Consider the following 18,962-nt stretch of genomic DNA (forward strand, 5'->3'; position numbering starts at 1 on the left):
AGTGACCACAGAGAATTTTGACAGTGCAGAGTCCCTTGAGGAACGAATCCTCGGGGGACTTGACGCCGAACAACGTGAGGTTGCCAGCACGCTGAACGGCCCGCTGTGCGTCCTTGCCGGTGCCGGCACCGGCAAGACCCGGGCTATTACGCACCGGATTGCCTATGGCGTGCATTCAGGCGTTTACAGTCCCCAGCGGCTCCTCGCCGTGACGTTCACGGCCCGGGCCGCGGCGGAAATGCGGAGCAGGCTGCGGGACCTCGGCGTGGGCAACGTGCAGGCGCGCACCTTCCACGCGGCCGCCTTGCGGCAGCTGCAGTTTTTCTGGCCACAGGCGGTAGGCGGCACGCTGCCGAACCTGTTGGACCACAAGGCCCAGATGATCGCCGAAGCGTCCCGCCGCCTGCGGCTCAGCACTGACCGCGCTTCCATCCGGGACCTCGCCTCCGAAATCGAGTGGGCCAAGGTCTCCATGCTGACCCCGGCCAACTACCTGGAGAACGCGCAGGGCAGGGGAACCCCCGGCGGGTTCGACCTCACCGCCGTCGCCCGGGTTTTCCAGTCCTATGAGGACGTCAAGACCGACCGCAACGTCATTGATTTTGAGGACGTACTCCTCATCACGGTCGGGATCCTGCAGGAGGACCAGAAAGTCGCGGCCACCGTCCGCGAGCAGTACCGGCATTTTGTGGTGGATGAGTACCAGGACGTTTCTCCGCTGCAGCAGCGCCTCCTGGAACTGTGGCTGGGCGGTCGGGACGAGCTGTGCGTGGTCGGCGATGCGAGCCAGACGATCTACTCGTTTACCGGCGCTTCGCCCAAACACCTCCTGGGATTCAAGGCCCAGTACCCCGAGGCCAATGTGGTGAAACTGATCCGGGACTACCGTTCCACGCCGCAGGTGGTCAAGCTGGCCAACGATCTCCTTGCCGCACGGCGCGGCGGCGGACCGGTGGCCGATGCTGCCTGGGCGGCTCCGCTGCAGCTGGTGGCCCAGCGGCCGGCGGGGCCCGTCCCACAGTTCACCGAATGCACCGACGATGAAGCCGAAGCCGCCACAGTCGCCATCAAGGTCCAGGAACTGCTCGACGCCGGCACTCCCGCGAGCCAGGTCGCTGTCCTTTTCCGCACGAACGGGCAGTCCCAAGCCTACGAACAGGCGCTCGCGGCGGCCGGGATCAGCTACCAGCTCCGTGGCGGTGAGCGGTTCTTCGCCCGCAAGGAAGTGCGCGACGCCATCCTTCAGCTGCGCGCGGCAACCAGGGCCGTCGCTGAAACCGCGTCGCCGGAACCGCTCGGCCAGCTGGTCCGCGATATCGTGGCCTCGCTTGGCTACACGGACGCCCCGCCCCATAACGGCGGCGCATTGCGCGAACGCTGGGAGTCGCTGGCAGCGCTGGTGGCGCTCGCGGACGAGCTGGTCCACGTCCGCGGTGAGCAGTTCAGTCTCGGTGACTTTGTTAATGAACTTCAGGAACGATCGCTGGCGCAGCATGCCCCGACTGTCCAGGGCGTGACGCTTGCATCGCTGCACGCCGCGAAGGGCCTCGAATGGGACGCCGTGTTCCTGGTGGGCCTCTGCGAAGGCCTGATGCCCATTTCCTTCGCGGACACACCGGAAGCCGTGGATGAGGAGCGCCGACTGCTCTACGTGGGCATCACGCGTGCGCGCGAGCACCTGGCGCTTTCCTGGTCCACGGCGCGGACACCGGGCGGCCGGGCCAACCGCAAACCCTCACGCTTCCTCGACGGACTCCGGCCCAACTCGGTGGCCAGCTCCAGTGCCCGCGGAAAAGGGCCGGTGCCGCGCCGGAAATCGGCCGCCCCAGCCACCTGCAGGGTCTGCGGGAGCATGCTGGCCAGCGGTGCCGAACGCAAGGTGGGCCGCTGCAACGACTGTCCTCCCAGCTACGAAGAACAGACGTTCGATGCCCTTCGGCAGTGGCGGAAGGAAATCGCATTGGCTGCCGAGGTGCCGGCGTTTGTGGTCTTCACGGATGCCACGCTGACGGCTATCGCAGAGGCCAAACCGTCCACGCTGGAGGAACTGGCGGCACTGGCCGGCGTGGGTCCGTCCAAACTGGAACGATACGGCGAAGACGTGCTGCGGGTGCTCGTCGAAAGCACCACCCTGTGACCCGCCAGCCGGCAGAACGGGGCAACCCGCCCCTCACGACGGCGGACGGAGCGCCGGTTGAGGTGCGGCGGTCGGCCCGCCGGACCCGGACCGTGGCTGCCTTCTGGGAAAACGGGACGGCAGTGGTGGCCATTCCGGCCCGGTTCACGGCCGCACAGGAGTCCGAATGGGTGCACCGCATGCTGGCCAAGCTGCACCGCCAGGGGGAGCGGCGCTCCCGCAAAGGAAGTAGGCAGCCGGCCACGGATGCCGCGCTGGCGGCCCATGCCGCAGACCTTTCGACCCGGCACTTCGCCGGACGGGCAGTCCCGACGTCGGTCCGCTGGGTCAGCAACCAGAACTCGCGCTGGGGCTCCGCAACGCCGTCGGAAGGATCCATCCGGCTCTCCGACAAGCTCCGGCCCATGCCGCAGTGGGTCATCGACTATGTCCTGTTGCACGAACTCGCCCATCTGCTGGTGGCCGGGCACAACGCCGCCTTCTGGAAACTGTTGGAGGCCTACCCCGACACAATGCGGGCCAAGGCCTTCCTGGAAGGCGTCTCGTTTGCCACCTCCCGGGGCCTGCCCGCGGGAGGCAACGACGCAGAGCCAGGCGACGCCGACTAGGGCGTGTCTTCTACCTTCGCCTAGTGTTGGGGACGGGCAGCTGTCGTTGCTCGGCTGAGGTGTTGTCGGATGCGCAGTGGCCTCGCGTCGGGCCGTTGATAACGGTTGCTTCGCGGGGGGATCGTGTGGCAGCCTCGAAGTGATCCCGTCGCCGGGGCGACGACGGGCAACAGGGAAAAGAGCACGGCATGGGACTCATCCATATCGACCTGTTCACCACGCTCGACGGCGTCGCGCAGGCGCCTCTCTTAGGCGAGGTCGTAGGCGAGCAGGTCGACTCCGGATGGACCCTGTTCGCCGTGCGGCTCTTCGATCAGCTCACGCTCTGGGTGTATCCGATCCTCCTCGGCGGTGCAAAGACGGTCTTCGCCGACGCGGTGCTCCAGCGCTACGCGCTCGCCGATGGCACGCCTGGCGTCGGCGATATGTCGGCCGGCGACCCAGAGGGCCAGGTCGAAGTTGCGTTCGACGACATTCGCCGCAACACACCCTAGGCGCCGTCGCGCGAGTAGTTGAGCAGTACCACGCCATTGCCGAACGTCCGTGTCCCCTCGAGCCTGAGGTCCATCCGGACATCTGGGGCCTCGAACAGCGGCCGGCCTTGCCCCAGAACCACGGGATGGACGAGAATTCGGAACTCGTCGATGAGGCCGTGCCGCATGAAGGTGGCGGCCAAATTGGCGCCGCTAAGGACGATGTCGCCGCCGGGCCGCGCCTTCAGTTCCGCGATTTGTTCAGGCACGACGTCGTGAATCACCGTGGTGTTCCAACCGGCCTGCTTGAGGGTCCGCGAAAACACGAACTTGGGCATCTCGCGCCAGATCCCGGCGAACTTAACGAGTTCCGCCGGGATGTCCGGATCCTGGTCGGCAGTGGGCCAGTAATCGGCCATCAGTTCGTGGGTGACGCGCCCGAAAATGAAGGCCCCCATCGCCCGGAACTGCTCGTTCAAGTAGCGGTGGAGTTCGTCATCCACAAGGTGCCAGCTGATGTCCCGGTCGGGCCTCTCGAAGAATCCGTCCAAAGACACCGACATCGTCAGGATGATCTTGCGCATTTGAGCTCCTCCAGTGGCGGCGACGGACGGCGTGGCCACCGCCGTACCTTCCAGGGAAGCACTCCGGGATCCGGCGGAACAGGACATGTTCCGGCCGGCAACCTAACCTGCGGTCTGGCTAACCCTTGGGCTGCTCACCATCGGCTGTGGGCTGGTCCCCGTCGTCACTGGCATCGGAATCATCCTGCGGCGCGTCGTCGAAGCCGCCGCTCAGCAGCTTCTGCAGGGCATCGTCCACTTCGCTGTCGCTGGCCTCGGCCAGCTGGCGGCGGCCGCTGAAGCCCTGCGGGTTATCGAGGTCCTCGGCGGTGGGGAGGAGGTCCGGGTGCTGCCAGATGGCATCGCGTCCGGCAATGCCCCGCTCGTCCTTAAGCGCGGCCCACAGCGTGGCAGCCTCGCGCAGGCGGCGGGGACGGAGTTCCAGTCCCACCAGGGAAGAGAAAGCGTGCTCCGCCGGACCGCCGGTGGCACGGCGCCGCCGGACAGTTTCCCGGAGAGCGCCGGCCGAGGGCAGCAGCTTCTCCGTGGCCGAAGCGGTGAGCTCGTCCACCCAGCCTTCAACGAGGGCCAGGGCCGTCTCCAGTTTTTCAAGCGCTTGCTCCTGCGCAGGGGTCCGCTGCGGCATAAAGACACCCTGGGACAGCGCTTCCTGGATGCCTTCAGGGTTGCTGGGGTCCAGGTCGCGGGCCAGCTCTTCAATCCTGGAAGTGTCGATGTGGATGCCGCGGGCATAGGCCTCGATGGCGCCGAGCAAGTGGCCGCGAAGCCAGGGAACCTGGACAAACAGGCGCGCATGGGCTGCCTCGCGGACGGCCAGGAACAGCCGGATGTCGTTCTCCGGCAGGCTCAGGCCCTCGCCGAACTTCGACACATTGGCTGGCAGGAGCGCCATTTCCAGATCGGCCAGGGGAACGCCGATGTCGGTGGAGCTGACAACCTCGGCGGACAGGGCACCGATCGCCTGCCCGAGCTGCATCCCAAAGATCGCTCCGCCCATGTTCTGCAACATGGAAGAGGCCCCGCCCATCATGGACTTCATCTCTTCGGGCATCTGTTCTGTCATGGCACTGGAGAGAGCGTTGGCGATGCTGTTGGCCACGGGCTCGGTCAGCCGCTTCCACGTTCCGAGGGTGGCCTCAACCCACTCAGCGCGGGACCATGCACGGCCGATCAGACCGGTGGCAGGGAGGTCGGTCACGGGATCGAGCCAAAGTTCCGCCAGCCGCAGGGCCTCATCGACTTCGCGGGTCTGCAGGGACGTGACGGACGGGTCGGCGCTGCTGGCGGCAACCCGGCGGGCGTTCTCGTGCGCCAGCTGCCAGTTGACGGGCCCTTCGGAAGGGGCGCTCATCATGGCCTGGACCTGGGAAAACATCTGGGCCAGGAGATTGGGGTCGTTTGGCAGGCCAGCCGCCTTCGCCAGTTCGGCGGGGTCGAAGTTTTCCATGCCCTTGCCACCCATCAGGTTCTGCAGCATCTCGGTCAACGGATCCTTCGGCGCATCGTCGCCGTTGGACGGATTGAGTGGGTTGGAGGTCATGATCCCGCCGATCGTCGGTGTGACTGTTCACTTCACGGTACCCCGGGCGGGGGCGGCTGTCTGCCGGACAGGCGTCACGTTCGCTGTAGGCAAAGAGCTGCCGGGGGGCGGTACCGCGTAGTGTTGATTCAGTGACTACAACCCGCGGCGATCATCCGCATGAGGACCACGCTCCAGAGTTCGACGCCGGCGCCACAGCGAGTGCCGCAGCACCCGGAACGGGTGCGGCCGGCGCTATGCCAACCGGGCAGTTTGCCCCCCGCAGCTCCCCGCCGGGGGACCGGCGGGTGTCCGTGATGATGCTTTCCGGCGTCCTGGCGCTGGGTCTGGGGATCGCGGCTGTCACAGTCCCGGTGCCTTATGTTGTGGAGTCACCCGGACCAACCTTCAACACCCTCGGCCAGAGCCAGGGCAGCCCTGTCATCAGCGTCACGGGCCACGAAACCTATCCCGCCAAGGGAAATCTGGACCTGACCACCGTTTATGTCGATGGTGGCCCCAATGGCCCCGTGAGCATCCTGGGTGCGTTCACCGCATGGCTTGACGGGTCCAAGTCCGTTCACCCGGTGGAACTGCTTTACCCCACCGGGACTACGAAGGAAGAGGCTGACGAGCAGAGCTCCATGGCCATGGCCACGTCCCAGGAGAACGCTGTGGCATCAGCGCTCAAGGAACTCGACATTCCCTTCGGCCAGCAACTCCAGGCCGCGGGGCTCCCCGACGGTTCGCCGTCGGCGGGCAAGATCGAGAACGGCGACATCTTCGAATCGATCAACGGTAAACCCGTCACCTCGCTCGCTGTTGTGCAGGAGGAACTTGCCGCCGGCCAGGGAGCGCCAGCCACGCTGGTGGTGCAACGGGCAGGGGAGTCCGTCACTCAGACCATTACCCCCATGGACAACGGTGCGGGCCGCTACATTCTCGGAGTCATGCTCAAGTACCTGTTCACGTTTCCGTTCGACGTGAAGATTTCCCTGGACAAGGTTGGTGGGCCCAGCGCCGGGCTGATGTTTTCGCTGGGCATTATCGACACCGTGACGCCGGGGGACCTGACCGGCGGCAAACATGTCGCCGGAACGGGGACCATCACCCCCGACGGCGCCGTTGGCCCCATCGGGGGTATCCGGCAGAAGATGCTGGGCGCGCGTGCCGGGGGAGCCACGGTGTTCCTCGCCCCGGCAGAAAACTGCGACGAGGTTGTGGGCCATGTGCCGGAGGGACTGCAGGTGCTCAAAGTGGAGAACATTGCAGAGGCGCGCCGCGCCGTCGAAGTCGCCGGATCAGGGCAGGACACGGGCGCTTTGCCGGTCTGCACCAACAACTAGACTGAGGCCAGGAACTAAGCTTTACCGCCACTCGTGGCAGATATGACGGACGTTGCCACACGCTTGACCGGTGCCGGACGTCAACCGCACGCACGCTTCTCATGTAAACCTGACGACCAGCTATGAGGTACCGAGTTTGTCCCGTCCTACCAGCCCCATCCCGCCCGGAAGACCCCCCTCGCGACGCGGGGCCCTAACGCCTACGCTGATCGTTGTTGCCATAGCAGTGGTGGGCTTCATCTTCTTCGCCAACGTGTGGACTGACGTCCTCTGGTACCGGCAGCTCGGCTACTTCGAAGTGTTTGTGACAGAAAACCTCTCCCGGATCGGGATCTTCCTCGCCGGCTTCGTACTCATGTTCCTGGCAGTCTTTTTTGCCATCCGTGTTGCCTACCACGCACGGCCCGTGTACGCGCCCGACTCCGAGATGCGCGACAACCTGAACCGCTACCAGGCCCAGCTTGAACCGGTCCGCCGCGTCGTTATGGTGGGCCTGCCCATCCTGTTCGGACTGTTCGCGGGCAGCGCTGCGGCCAGCCAATGGCAGAAAGTGCTGTTGTTCTTCAACCAGGAGCCCTTCGGCCAGAGCGATCCTGAGTTCGGCCTGGACATCAGCTTCTACCTGATGACACTTCCGTTCCTGGGATTCGTCACAGGGTTCCTCATCAGCGTGGTGGTGGTGGCCGGCATCGCCGGCATCCTCACCCACTACCTCTACGGCAGTATCCGGCTGATGGAACGTGGCGTGTTCACCAGCCGGGCGGCGCAGATCCACCTCGCCGTGACCGGCGCAGCATTCCTGATCCTCCTCGGCGTCAACTTCTGGCTGGACCGCTATGCTGCCCTGCAGGGCAACGGCGGGCGCTGGGCCGGTGCGCTGTACACGGACGTGAACGCAGTGATCCCCACCAAAGCGATCCTCGCCGTGGCGGCAGGCCTGGTGGCCATCCTCTTTATCATTGCGGCGGTTATCGGCCGTTGGCGCCTGCCGGTGATCGGCACGGCCATGCTGATCATCACGTCAATCCTGGCCGGCGGCGTGTACCCGTGGGTCATCCAGCAGTTCCAGGTGCGGCCTTCCGAGCAGACGTTGGAGAAGGAATTCATCCAGCGCAACATCGAAATGACCCGGGCCGCCTATGGCCTGGATCAGATCCAGGTGGACCGCTATGACGCCACGAACACCGCCAGTACCGGTGCGCTGGCCCCGGACGCCCAGACCACAGCCAACATCCGGCTGCTGGACCCCAACCTGATCTCCGATGCGTTCGCCCAGCTGGAGCAGTACCGTCCGTACTACCAGTTCCCGGAGGCGCTGAACGTCGACCGCTATGAGGTGGACGGCAAGATCCAGGACACGGTCATCGCGGTGCGCGAGCTGAACCCGGCGAACGTTGCCTCCAACCAGCAGGGCTGGCTTAACCAGCACGTTGTCTACACCCACGGCTACGGCGTGGTGGCGGCCAAGGGAAACAAGTTCACGGTTGACGGCAAGCCGGAGTTCCTCCAATCGGGTATCCCGTCCACCGGTGTCCTTGGCGATGACTCCACCTACGAGCCGCGGATCTACTTCGGCGAGGATTCCCCGGAGTACTCCATTGTCGGGGCGCCGGCGGGATCACCGCACCGTGAACAGGACAGGCCTTCCGGCAAGGAAGGGGACGGGGAAACCCAGTACACTTTCACCGGCAACGGCGGGCCCAACGTGGGCAGCTTCTTCAACAAGGTGCTCTACTCCATCAAGTTCCAGTCCTCGGATCTCCTCCTCTCCGACGGGGTCAACGCAGAATCCCAGATCCTGTATGACCGCAGCCCGCGTGACCGCGTCGAGAAGGTTGCCCCGTACCTGACCGTTGACGGCAACGCCTACCCGGCCGTTGTTGACGGCCGCGTCAAGTGGATCGTGGACGGTTACACCACCAGCCAGTACTACCCGTACTCGCAGCAGGAGCAGCTCTCGGCTGCCACCGCGGATTCCCAGACCACTTCAGGCCGGACAGTTGCCCTGCCGAACAGCTCGGTGAACTACATCAGGAACTCCGTGAAAGCCACCGTTGATGCTTATGACGGCTCGGTGACCCTCTACGCGTGGGACGATCAGGACCCCGTATTGAAGGCTTGGCAGAAGGTTTTCCCCACGTCCGTGAAGCCGTACTCGGAGATGTCCGGGGACGTCATGAGCCACGTTCGTTACCCGGAGGACCTGTTCAAGGTGCAGCGCGAGCTCCTGGGCCGCTACCACGTCACGGATCCGGTGAGCTTCTACAAAAGTGACGAAGTGTGGAGCGTGCCGAACGACCCCACCGTGTCTACGGACGTCAAGCAGCCGCCGTTCTATATGTCGCTGCAGATGCCGGACCAGAAGAATCCGGCGTTCCAGCTCACCTCGTCCTTCATCCCGCAGATCGTCAACGGGACTGCCAGGAACGTACTTTACGGGTTCCTGGCGGCAGACTCCGATGCCGGGAACCAGAAGGGCGTCAAGGCTGACAGCTACGGCCAGTTGCGGCTCCTGCAGATTCCCCCCGCGACTCAGGTTCCGGGACCTGGCCAGGCCCAGAACAAGTTCAACTCGGACCCCACGGTGTCCCAGGCCTTGAACCTTCTGAGGCAGGGTGCTTCCGAGGTGCTCAACGGCAACCTGTTGACTCTGCCTGTGGGCGGCGGAATCCTGTACGTCCAGCCGGTTTACCTCAAGTCGACCGGCGAGACGTCCTACCCCACGCTGCAGCGTGTGCTGGTGGCCTTCGGTGACAAGGTCGGCTTTGCTCCGACCCTCGACGGAGCCCTGAAGCAACTCTTCGGCGGCGACTCGGGCGCTGCCGCGGGTGACTCCGACAACACCGGCCAGACTCCGCCTGCTCCTGGCACGACACCACCGGTGAGTGCGGGTGCCCAAGCGGACCTGAAGGCAGCGCTGGATGAGGCGAACGCCGCCATCAGGGCGGGCCAGGCAGCCTTGGCGGCCGGCGACTTTGCAGCCTATGGGGAAGAGCAGAAGAAGCTGGCTGCGGCCCTGCAGAAGGCTATTGACGCTGAGGGCAAGATCCCGGCGCCGGCCCCTGAAGCCACGCCATCGCCAGGGGCGACCCCGTCGCCGGAAGCTACACCGACGGCGACGCCCTCGCCTGTGGCCAGCAACTAAGGGGATTGACCCAGCGAGACGCACATCACGCCACCAGGATTTGGCCCCCCGTTCGCCGGACGGTAGAGTTGATCTTGCGACGCGGGGTGGAGCAGTTCGGTAGCTCGCTGGGCTCATAACCCAGAGGTCACAGGTTCAAATCCTGTCCCCGCAACTGGCGAAAAGTCCGGATTCTGGAAACAGAATCCGGACTTTTTGGTTTAAGGGGACCGGCCCGGATCCCGGGTGTCTCATGATTGTGCTGCCCAGCCTTTGCGGTACCAAAGTCCTTCGTCGGCGATGAGCCGGTGCCGTAGGGCCCGAGTTACTCGTTGTCCCATAACCCGGGCAGGCTGGGAGTTTATGGGACCCCAAAGCGGGGTCATGACGACCCTCAATCCCGATTGGTTTTTACCTCCTCCAAAGTACGGTAGTGTTGATCTTGCGACGCGGGGTGGAGCAGTTCGGTAGCTCGCTGGGCTCATAACCCAGAGGTCACAGGTTCAAATCCTGTCCCCGCAACCATGTAGAAGACCCCGACCGGCATTACGCCGGCCGGGGTCTTCTTTTGCCCGATTACACCTGGTTCCTAGTATTCTCGTTCGCAAAGCCATTTGAGCACCTGGTCAGTCATTCTCGAGAGGAATGTTGTTCGATGTCCACACCCACGAAGAAGCCCGGCTCCGCGACGGGCAAGCGGTCCAGACTCTACTGGGGTGTTCCTGCCGCTCTCGTAGTGCTGGTGCTCGTGGTGCTGCTGGCCAAGTGGATGACCGGCCTTCCGGCGGTGGCCTCGTTCCTGGCTGACTATCCTGGCCATTCGGAACTGCCTGACGGCGCGCCCGTGGGATTCCCGGCATGGCTGGCCTGGCAGCACTTCCTGAACGGCTTCTTCCTGCTGCTCATCATCAGGACCGGCTGGCAGGTGCGGACCACCACGCGGCCCAGCGGCCACTGGACCCGCAACAACAAAGGGCTGATCAAGACCAAGAACGCGCCCACCAAGATCACGTTGGAGCTTTGGCTGCACCTGACGCTGGACGCGCTCTGGGTCCTTAACGGCCTGGTGTTCGCCATCCTGCTGTTCGCCACCGGCCAATGGATGCGGATCGTGCCCACCAGCTGGGACGTTATCCCCAATGCTCTCTCCGCAGCGCTTCAGTACGCCTCGTTGAACTGGCCCACCGACAACGGATGGGTCAACTACAACGCGCTCCAGCTGCTGACGTATTTCGCCACCGTCTTCATCGCCGCACCACTCGCCTTCATCTCCGGCATCCGGACGTCCTCCGCCTGGCCCAAGAAGGCCACAGCCCTCAACAAGGCCTACCCCATTGAGCTAGCGCGGGCCATCCACTTCCCGGTCATGATCTATTTCGTGGCGTTCATCGTGGTGCATGTCTTCCTGGTACTCGCCACCGGTGCGCTGCGGAACCTGAACCACATGTATGGCGGCAGCGACGACGCCGGCTGGTTCGGATTCTGGGTCTTCGTCGCGTCCGTTGCAGCCATGGTGGCAGCCTGGTTCCTGGCCCGTCCCCTCTTCCTTCGCCCCATCGCCTCCCTGATGGGCAAAGTCAGCCGCTGATTTCCGGGCCGGTGACGTTGTCCTGGCCTTGCTGGTCCTCCCGAAGCTTCTGGTAGGTGGCCAGCGCACGCTCCCTGGACTCGGGGAGTCCCACCAATGGTGCGGGGTAGCCCTGGACATCGGGCTGCTTCCACGGTTCATGGATGGTCTTGCGGTCCATCTGGGCGAGTTCCGGAATGAACTCGCGAAGGTACCGGCCGTCGGCGTCGAACTTCTTGCTCTGCGTCACCGGATTGAAGATCCGGAAGTACGGGGACGCGTCGGCGCCCGAGCCTGCCACCCACTGCCAGTTGGCGGGGTTGCTGGCGGCATCGGCATCCACCAGGGTGTCCCAGAACCAGGCCTCGCCCTCACGCCAGTCGGCCAGCAGGTTCTTGACGAGGAAGGACGCCGCGGCCATCCGGACCCGGTTATGCATCCAGCCTGTCTGCCACAGCTGCCGCATCCCCGCATCCACCAGCGGATAGCCGGTCCGGCCCTGGTGCCAGGCGCCCAGCTCCGCCGCGGGGGGCTGCTGCCATTCGAAGCGGTCGAAGCCCGGCCGATAGTTTCGGGTAGCCAGTTGGGGATTGGCATACAGCAGCTGCCAGCAGAACTCCCGCCAGCCCAGCTGGGACCGGAAGATCCCGACGTCGGGCGTCGACTCGCGGGGGAAGTGGCGGCGGAGCTCATGCCACACCCGGAATGGGCTGATTTCACCAAAACGGAGGTGCGGGGACAGCCTGGAAGTGCCTTCCACCCCGGGAATGTCCCGCCCTGTGCCGTACTCCTGTGCAGGCCCGTCCAGGAAGTCCTCAAGCCTGCTGTGTGCTCCGGCCTCCCCGGGTTCCCAGGTCGCAGCCAGCCCGCCGCTCCAGTCCGGGGACACGGGCAGTAGTCCCCAGTCCGCCAGCGCGTCGCTGCCGGCCTGCTTCATCGAACCGGCGACGTCGGGGGAGGGCAGACGGGCCGGCGCATCCAGCGGCGGACGAGGCTCTCCGGACGCCGTGCAGGCTCGCCAGTAAGGCGTGAACACCTTGTAGGGGCTTCCGCTGCCGGTGGTGATGGTCCACGGCTCGAAGAGCAGGTTGGCCTGGAAGCTGACGGCTTCGATGCCGTTCTCCGCCGACCAGGCCTTGATGTCCGCGTCCAGGGACCGCTCGGGACCGCCGTAGCGCCGGTTCCACAGCACGTGCTGCGCGTCGGTCTCCGCGGCCAGGTCCCGGATCACACGGCTGGCAGGTCCACGCCTGAGGGTGAGTGTGGAACCGGCCTCAGCAAGCGCCGCCGCCAGGGCCGTCAGTGAGTGGTGCAGCCACCAGCGGGCCGCGCCTCCCAGGGGGCGGATTCCGGGGGATTCCTCGTCGAGGATGTAGACCACCGTGAGTGGCAAGCCGAGTTCGACGGCGTGGGACAGTGCGGGGTTATCGTCCAGTCGAAGGTCATCACGGAGCCAGACGATGGAGGATGCGACGGGGGAGACCATGGCCTCCACGCTACACATCCGCGACAGGAGCCGCACGGCCGATTGCAGGTTCTGTCCGGGCATGGCAAGGGCCGGGGTTCGTGATGAACCCCGGCCCCGGCTGGACCGCTCAGCAGCAGCCGCGGCTGGCTACAGCCTGTCGAAGTCGGCTTCGTCGACCGTGGACTCAGACCTGGCGCTGGAAGCACCGATGGCCGGCTTGGCGCCGCCGGACTTCAGGGCCGCCAGGCGTGCCTCGATTTCCACCTGCTCGCCGAGGTCTTCGAGCTGGTTGAACTGGGAGTCCAGACTCGACGAGGCAAGTTCCTGCTGGCCGCGGACCTTGGCCTCTTCGCGGCGGATTTTCTCTTCGAAGCGGCCAACCTCGCTGGTGGGATCCATGAAGTCGATGCTCTTGATGGCATCGTGCACCTGGGACTGTGCTGCGGCCGTCTTGGAGCGGGCCACCAGCTCGTTGCGCTTGCTGGTGAGTTCGTTGAGCTTGCCCTTCATCTGGTCCAGGCCTGACTTGAGCTTGTCCACTACCTCGGTCTGCGAGGCGATGCTCGGCTCAGCACCCTTGGCTTCGCTTTCCGCGGACATCTGGCGCTGCAGGGCCACCTTGGCGAGGTTGTCGAACTTCTCGGCGTCAATGCTGTCTCCGGCGCCGCGGTATTCGTCAGCCTTGCGTGACGCGGCGAGGGCCTTGTTGCCCCAGTCCTGGGCGTTCTTGATGTCCTCGCGGTAGTCATCCTGGAGCATACGCAGGTTGCCGATGGTCTGGGCTACAGCGGATTCAGCCTCCGCGATGTTGTTTGTGTAGTCCCGGACCATCTGGTCCAGCATCTTCTGCGGATCCTCAGCGTTGTCCAGCAAGGTGTTGATGTTTGCCTTTGCCAGCTGTGCGATCCGGCCGAAAATGGACTGCTTAACCATGGTGTTACCTTTCGTCCTGCTCAATGGTGGCCACTGAGATCAGTGAACAGTTGTTGTACCGCTTCTATCCGCCGGCCGGTCATACCTGCCGGCGCCTAGCCGCGCAGAGTCAGAAGTCTCCGCCGCCGCCGGAGTCTCCGCCCCAGCCGCCGCCGGAGTCTCCGCCCCAGCCGCCGCCCATATCCCCGCCGCCGGAGTCGCCGCCCCAGCCTCCGCCGTCGCTGTGGCCACCGCCCCAGCCTCCGCCGCTGCCGCCGTTGAGGATGGAGTTGATGAGGATACCGCCAAGGATGGCGCCGCCGAGGCCGCCACCGCCTCCGCCGCGACCGCCGAACATGCCCCCGCCGCCGAAGCCCTGGTTGGCGTAGCCACCGAAGTTGTCGACGTCGGCCTGGGCGAGCTGCGCTGCCTGGGCTGCAAGGGCGTGGGCCTGCTGGGCGTACGTGAGGGCAGTGACTGGATCGTTGCGCGAGATCGAGAGCGCGTAGTCGAGATTGCGTTGGGACTCTGCGAGCCGGGTACGTGCTTCCGTGCCCACGCCGCCACGACGGGCAGTGATGTAGTCCGAGGTGGCACTGATCTGCGCCTGCGCCGACATGATGGTCTGCTGCAGCGACGCCTGGGCGCGGCGGGCCTGGTCCTGCTGGTTCCGGATGCCGGTGAGGGACTGGTCCAAGGCCTGGTGCGCTGATTCAACGCGCTGCAGGGTGGCGATGGGATCGATTTTCCCGCCCTGGATTTCGGCCTTGACCTGACCCAGAGCGGCCTCAACACCGGCGACCGGGCCTGCCAGTTCGGGGTGTTCGCTGGACTGGATCATTGCCTTCGCCTGCGCGAGGTCCTGGGAGGTTTCGACGACGGCTGCCTCCAGGCCGTTGCGAGCCTCGTCCAGGCTGGTGGACACCTTGGCGATGGCGTCCAGCAGAACGTTGGTCTGGTGCAGGCTCTCTTCAGACGCCCGCACGGCGACCGCGGCGAGGCTGCCTTCACCGGCCGTGAGCTTCTCCTGGGCGGTGGCCGTGGCATTCTGCACGAAGGCCAGCCGTTCCTTGGCCTGGGTGATGTTGTCAGCGACCTGCACCAGCGCGCTGTCCGCGTACTTGGCGCGCAAAGCCGTCAGTGACTGTTCGGCGCTGACGATCTTGGCGTCGGCTTCGTGGGCTCCGGCGCTGATGGCTGCCAGTGCCTGCGGGGCGTTCTTCTCGAGCTCGCGGAGCGAGTCGAAGTCGGCCTTCTGCTCCTGGAGCGAGCCCAGCGCTGCCTCTGAACGGCGGATGATCTCGCCGAGCCAGCTGCGCTGCTGTTCTTCCGTATCCGGGATGTGGTCGTCAAGCTGCTGCTGGAGCTTGAAGGATTCCGACATGTGGGCTTTGGCCTCGGCCAGGGCCTTGGTGAAGTTCCCCACCGCGGCATCGCCGTACTGGGCCTCCGCGAACCCGAGTTCCTGCTCACTGGACTTGATGGCGTCGTCGGCCTCGATAATCAGGGAACCGCTCTTTCGCCGGAGTTCCTCGATGCTGAGCGAAGCCAGCGGATCCAGCTCGGCGCCTTGGGCGCCATAGCTGGCACTGGACGCCTGGGCCGCCTTCTTCCGCTTGTTACGGAAGTAGAGGTAGGCGCCGGCTCCACCGGCAGCAACTACGCCCGTGCCTACGAGGACAGCGGCGCCGGCGCCCTCACCCGAAGGGACGTTGCCGCTGCCGCCGCCCGCTGCATCGCCAATGGCTGCTGCGGTGTTAATGGCCGCCTGAGCCCAATCGTTGGCCCGCAACTGCGGGTCAACGGCACTCTTTATGATGTTGTCGCGCTTAGCATCGCTGATGGCGCTGTTGTCAGGCTTGCTGAGCTGGTATTTACGTGAGTCGGTGGCGACCGCTAGGAGCATGGAATTTTTGCTCAGCTGCGCGGTAGTGGCCACCTCAGCAGCCCATTCCGAGGGCACATTGGGGTTGGTGAATGTTTTGACGTAGACGACGTACAGGTTCATCTGGTGGTCCGTGCCGAGCTTCTTTATGGCGTCTTCGACCTCGGACTGCCGGCCACCGAGAACTCCGGCCTTGTCCACTACCTTTGATGCTGGATCCAGAGTCACCGGGTCTTCAGCCCAGGCCGCGCCGGCAGAAACCGCTAGCAGCCCGGTCAGGCCGATCACGGCGAGGATACGTTTGAACTTTGACCGCATGTGCAACCCTTCAGCACGCCTAACACCGATTCGGGACGAATGAGCGTCTCAGAATGCAGCAGCGCCCCCACGCGTGGTGTAAAGCCGCAGGTCGCTGTGGCATTTCCTTTTGATTCTATGGTGCACCTCCTGGTGCGTCCACAGCGGCGAATATGCCACCAGCGAAACCCCTGGAAGAGCCTGTTAATAGCGGAATTCGGTCTCTCAGCAACCTCCCAGCCAACGTTCGCCCCAGTTCCAGCCAGACAGTACATAGTTAATGCAGACGAGGATGAAAGGAAGTCCAATGACTGAGAACCCAACCCAGGGTGCAGCGCCGGAGAACCGCAATCCGGATGAGAACCGGAATGCGGACCAGAACCCTGCGGAGGTCCGCAGTGACGCTGTCGGTCAGGCTAATCCGACGGAGCAGCTGGACCGGTCCGGGGCACCCGAGAACCCCACCCAGCCGCTGCCGGGTGCGCCCCGTCCGGTTTATCCTTCCGGCGAGCCCTTCTACGGCCAGCAGACACCTGGCCAGCACTCGCCGGGCCAGCAGGCTCCCGGGCACCAGTACGCCCAGCATGAAGCGCATTCGGCAGCGCCCGGCGCCTCGGCAGGTCAGCACAACCCGGGTCAGTACGGCACAGGTCAGTACGGCATGGGCCAGTACGCTCCGGGCCAGTACAACGCTGGCCCGAACCCGGCCGACACACCCCGGCGGAAAGCCTCGTTCGGCGTCGGTACCCTGGTGGCCAGCATCCTTGCCGCGGGCCTCGTGGGTGGGGGCGTAGCGACAGTCGGTTCGGGCAACCTCTTTAACAACGGCTCCCCGTCGGCGGCGAGCAGCAGCAGCCAGCCTGACACCGTCATCGTGAACAACAAGGACGACGTCAACGCCATCACGGCGGCAGCGCTGAAGGCGTCCCCCAGTGTGGTGACCATCAGCGCCTCCAGCGGCAGCTCCGGCGGCACCGGCTCCGGCATCGTCCTGGACGACGACGGGCACATCCTCACCAACACCCACGTGGTAACCCTCGATGGCCAGAGCGCCAACGCAGCTTTGGAGGTCCGCACCAGCGCAGGCAAGGTCCTCAAAGCCACTCTCGTAGGCACCGACCCCCTTTCTGACCTCGCGGTCATCAAGGTGGACGACGCATCAGGGCTCACTCCTGCGACTCTCGGCGATTCCGGCAAGCTCAATGTGGGCGACACTGCTATCGCCATCGGCTCCCCGCTTGGCCTCACCGGTACGGTCACGGACGGCATCGTCTCAACCCTGAACCGGACCATCAGCGTTGCCTCATCGGCAGCGCCGAAGGAGGGCGACACTTCCCAGGGCGGCGATCAGGGCTTCCAGTTCGCGCCGCCAAACGGTGGCCAGGGCCAAAGCACCGCGAACCAGGGTTCCATCTCGATCAACGTGATCCAGACGGATGCCGCCATCAACCCCGGCAACTCCGGTGGTGCCCTGGTCAACAGCAAGGGCGAGATCATCGGCGTCAACGTGGCCATCGCGTCCGCCGGCTCCGATTCCTCGTCCAAGGCCGGCAACATCGGCGTGGGCTTCAGCATCCCCATCAACCACGCCAAGCGGGTGGCGCAGGAGATCATCGACACCGGCAAGGCCTCCCACGGCCAGCTGGGTGTCAGCGTCCGGGACAAGTCCTCCAGCGGGACGACGTCAGGATTCTCCGTCGGCGCGGACGTGGCCACAGTCGAGCCAAATTCAGCAGCAGGCAAAGCCGGCATCAAGGTGGGCGATGTGGTGACCAAGGTCAATGACCTTGTCATCAGCGAGCCCAACCAACTGACCGCGGCTGTCCGCGAGCAGGCCGGCGGCTCCAAGGTCAAGCTCACGGTCCTGCGCAACGGCCAGGAACAGACGTTCGACGTAACTCTCGGCACCGCAGCGGACCAGTAGGGACTGATCGGCAGAACGTACGGCACACCATAAACGCGGACGACGGCGGGGCTCACCAAAGGTGATCGCCGCCGTCGTCCTGTGTTGCCACCGTCCTATGCCACCGTCCTATGCCGCCGTAGTCGTACGTGTTTCCCGTGCGCGCGGCCAGGGCCGTGACACAGGCGTTAACGGGACGGCAACGGGGGACGGCTATATGGTTAGCTAGGATCTACCCGTACCCCGGGCGTTCCGAGGCCATGACCCCATCCGGCTGGCTGTCCACAAGCATGGAAGGCTGCTGTAAATACAGTGGAAGAGACATTGAAGATCATCGTCCTGGTCAAGCACGTACCGGACGCGCAGTTCGACCGCCACCTCAACGGGGAGGGCTACACCACGGACCGCGATGAAAGCATCCTTTCGGAGCTGGACGAATACGCGCTGGAGGCCGCCCTGCAGCTGGCTGAGGCCCGCGGTGGTGCCAAAGCCGGCAACCAGGTCATTGCGCTGAGTATGGGCCCGTCCGGTGCGGTGAACGCGGTGAAGAAGTCACTCCAGATGGGCGCCACCGAAGGTGTGCACCTCACGGACAGTGCGCTGGCTGGCTCAGACGCCGCCGCCACCTCGCTCGCGCTCGCGGCCGCCATCCGCCACATCGGCACCGGCGCCCCGGTGGACCTTGTCCTCACCGGCATGGCCTCCACCGACGGCGAAACGTCCCTGGTCCCGGCCCAGCTCGCCGAGCGCCTGGGCCTGCCGCAGATCACCTTCGCGTCCTCCCTGACGGTCGACGGAGGACGCCTCACCGCGCGCCGCGACGCCGACACGTACTCGGAGACCGTCGAAGCATCGCTGCCCGCGGTGGTATCCGTGACGGACCAGATCAACGAGCCGCGCTACCCCAACTTCAAGGGCATCATCGCGGCCAAACGCAAGAGCATCACCACTCTGTCGCTGGCAGACATCGGAGTTGATCCCGCGCACGTGGGCCACGCCGGATCCTGGACCACGGTGACCGCTGCCGAGGAACGCCCGCCGCGCACCGCCGGAACCATCATCACCGACGAAGGCGACGCCGGCATCAAACTCGTCGACTTCCTGGCCGCCCAGAAGCTGCTCTAAGAGGGATCACAGAC

13 protein-coding genes and 2 tRNA genes are annotated in these 18,962 nt (G+C 65.1%); 10 read left to right on the forward strand and 5 right to left on the reverse strand.

Annotation, left to right across the window (positions count from 1 at the left end; translation table 11 throughout):
- Window position 1 precedes the first annotated feature (1 nt).
- The 3 genes from ACQCSW_RS07600 to ACQCSW_RS07610 all read left to right on the forward strand — a co-directional run bounded on the left by ACQCSW_RS07600 (window position 2) and on the right by ACQCSW_RS07610 (window position 3,239).
- Window positions 2-2,137, forward strand: coding sequence for an ATP-dependent DNA helicase UvrD2 (locus tag ACQCSW_RS07600; RefSeq protein WP_426990197.1), 2,136 nt, complete (start codon window positions 2-4; stop codon window positions 2,135-2,137).
- Complete coding sequence (locus ACQCSW_RS07605; RefSeq protein WP_426990198.1) at window positions 2,134-2,745, forward strand: M48 family metallopeptidase; 612 nt, start codon at window positions 2,134-2,136, stop codon at window positions 2,743-2,745. The genes ACQCSW_RS07600 and ACQCSW_RS07605 overlap by 4 nt, the downstream gene beginning before the upstream one ends.
- 188 nt (window positions 2,746-2,933) lie before the next feature.
- Window positions 2,934-3,239 carry a hypothetical protein gene (locus tag ACQCSW_RS07610; protein WP_426990199.1) on the forward strand — a complete coding sequence of 102 codons (306 nt, stop codon included), beginning with the start codon at window positions 2,934-2,936 and terminating at the stop codon, window positions 3,237-3,239.
- Here the strand turns inward: ACQCSW_RS07610 and ACQCSW_RS07615 are convergent.
- Together ACQCSW_RS07615 and ACQCSW_RS07620 are read right to left on the reverse strand one after the other, a co-directional pair.
- Window positions 3,236-3,802 carry a dihydrofolate reductase family protein gene (locus tag ACQCSW_RS07615; protein WP_426990200.1) on the reverse strand — a complete coding sequence of 189 codons (567 nt, stop codon included), beginning with the start codon at window positions 3,800-3,802 and terminating at the stop codon, window positions 3,236-3,238. The two genes, ACQCSW_RS07610 and ACQCSW_RS07615, sit on opposite strands and share 4 nt — an antisense overlap.
- A gap of 118 nt (window positions 3,803-3,920) precedes the next feature.
- Window positions 3,921-5,342 (reverse strand): zinc-dependent metalloprotease, encoded by a 1,422-nt coding sequence (locus ACQCSW_RS07620; protein ID WP_426990201.1) that lies wholly within the window; start codon window positions 5,340-5,342, stop codon window positions 3,921-3,923.
- 236 nt (window positions 5,343-5,578) lie between these two features.
- On the opposite strand from ACQCSW_RS07620, the gene ACQCSW_RS07625 reads away from it, so the two are divergent.
- The 5 genes from ACQCSW_RS07625 to ACQCSW_RS07645 all read left to right on the forward strand — a co-directional run bounded on the left by ACQCSW_RS07625 (window position 5,579) and on the right by ACQCSW_RS07645 (window position 11,379).
- Window positions 5,579-6,667 carry a YlbL family protein gene (locus ACQCSW_RS07625; protein ID WP_426990646.1) on the forward strand — a complete coding sequence of 363 codons (1,089 nt, stop codon included), beginning with the start codon at window positions 5,579-5,581 and terminating at the stop codon, window positions 6,665-6,667.
- A gap of 157 nt (window positions 6,668-6,824) precedes the next feature.
- Window positions 6,825-9,812: a UPF0182 family protein gene (locus ACQCSW_RS07630; protein WP_426990647.1), complete on the forward strand. Its 2,988-nt coding sequence runs from the start codon at window positions 6,825-6,827 to the stop codon at window positions 9,810-9,812.
- 80 nt (window positions 9,813-9,892) lie between these two features.
- Window positions 9,893-9,966 (forward strand) — tRNA-Met (locus tag ACQCSW_RS07635).
- Between the two features lie 273 nt (window positions 9,967-10,239).
- A tRNA-Met gene (locus ACQCSW_RS07640) sits at window positions 10,240-10,316 on the forward strand.
- A gap of 130 nt (window positions 10,317-10,446) precedes the next feature.
- Window positions 10,447-11,379 (forward strand): cytochrome b/b6 domain-containing protein, encoded by a 933-nt coding sequence (locus tag ACQCSW_RS07645; protein ID WP_426990202.1) that lies wholly within the window; start codon window positions 10,447-10,449, stop codon window positions 11,377-11,379.
- Here ACQCSW_RS07645 and ACQCSW_RS07650 read toward each other — a convergent pair.
- From ACQCSW_RS07650 to ACQCSW_RS07660, 3 genes are all read right to left on the reverse strand, one after another.
- Window positions 11,369-12,844 carry a cryptochrome/photolyase family protein gene (locus ACQCSW_RS07650; RefSeq protein WP_426990203.1) on the reverse strand — a complete coding sequence of 492 codons (1,476 nt, stop codon included), beginning with the start codon at window positions 12,842-12,844 and terminating at the stop codon, window positions 11,369-11,371. The genes ACQCSW_RS07645 and ACQCSW_RS07650 overlap by 11 nt on opposite strands.
- A 129-nt stretch (window positions 12,845-12,973) precedes the next feature.
- Window positions 12,974-13,759, reverse strand: a complete 786-nt coding sequence (locus ACQCSW_RS07655; RefSeq protein WP_426990204.1) for a PspA/IM30 family protein — start codon at window positions 13,757-13,759, stop codon at window positions 12,974-12,976.
- A 109-nt stretch (window positions 13,760-13,868) separates the two neighbouring features.
- The gene (locus tag ACQCSW_RS07660; RefSeq protein WP_426990205.1) at window positions 13,869-15,941 is read right to left on the reverse strand and encodes a TPM domain-containing protein; all 2,073 of its coding nucleotides are present in this window, start codon (window positions 15,939-15,941) and stop codon (window positions 13,869-13,871) included.
- Window positions 15,942-16,227: 286 nt separating this feature from the next.
- Between ACQCSW_RS07660 and ACQCSW_RS07665 the strand changes: the two genes are divergently transcribed.
- Together ACQCSW_RS07665 and ACQCSW_RS07670 are read left to right on the forward strand one after the other, a co-directional pair.
- Window positions 16,228-17,844: a trypsin-like peptidase domain-containing protein gene (locus ACQCSW_RS07665; RefSeq protein ID WP_426990206.1), complete on the forward strand. Its 1,617-nt coding sequence runs from the start codon at window positions 16,228-16,230 to the stop codon at window positions 17,842-17,844.
- Between the two features lie 303 nt (window positions 17,845-18,147).
- The gene (locus ACQCSW_RS07670) at window positions 18,148-18,948 is read left to right on the forward strand and encodes an electron transfer flavoprotein subunit beta/FixA family protein (protein WP_354251337.1); all 801 of its coding nucleotides are present in this window, start codon (window positions 18,148-18,150) and stop codon (window positions 18,946-18,948) included.
- Window positions 18,949-18,962 lie beyond the last annotated feature (14 nt).

It is taken from the genome of Pseudarthrobacter sp. Y6 (assembly GCF_050156205.1).
Lineage (GTDB): Bacteria > Actinomycetota > Actinomycetes > Actinomycetales > Micrococcaceae > Arthrobacter.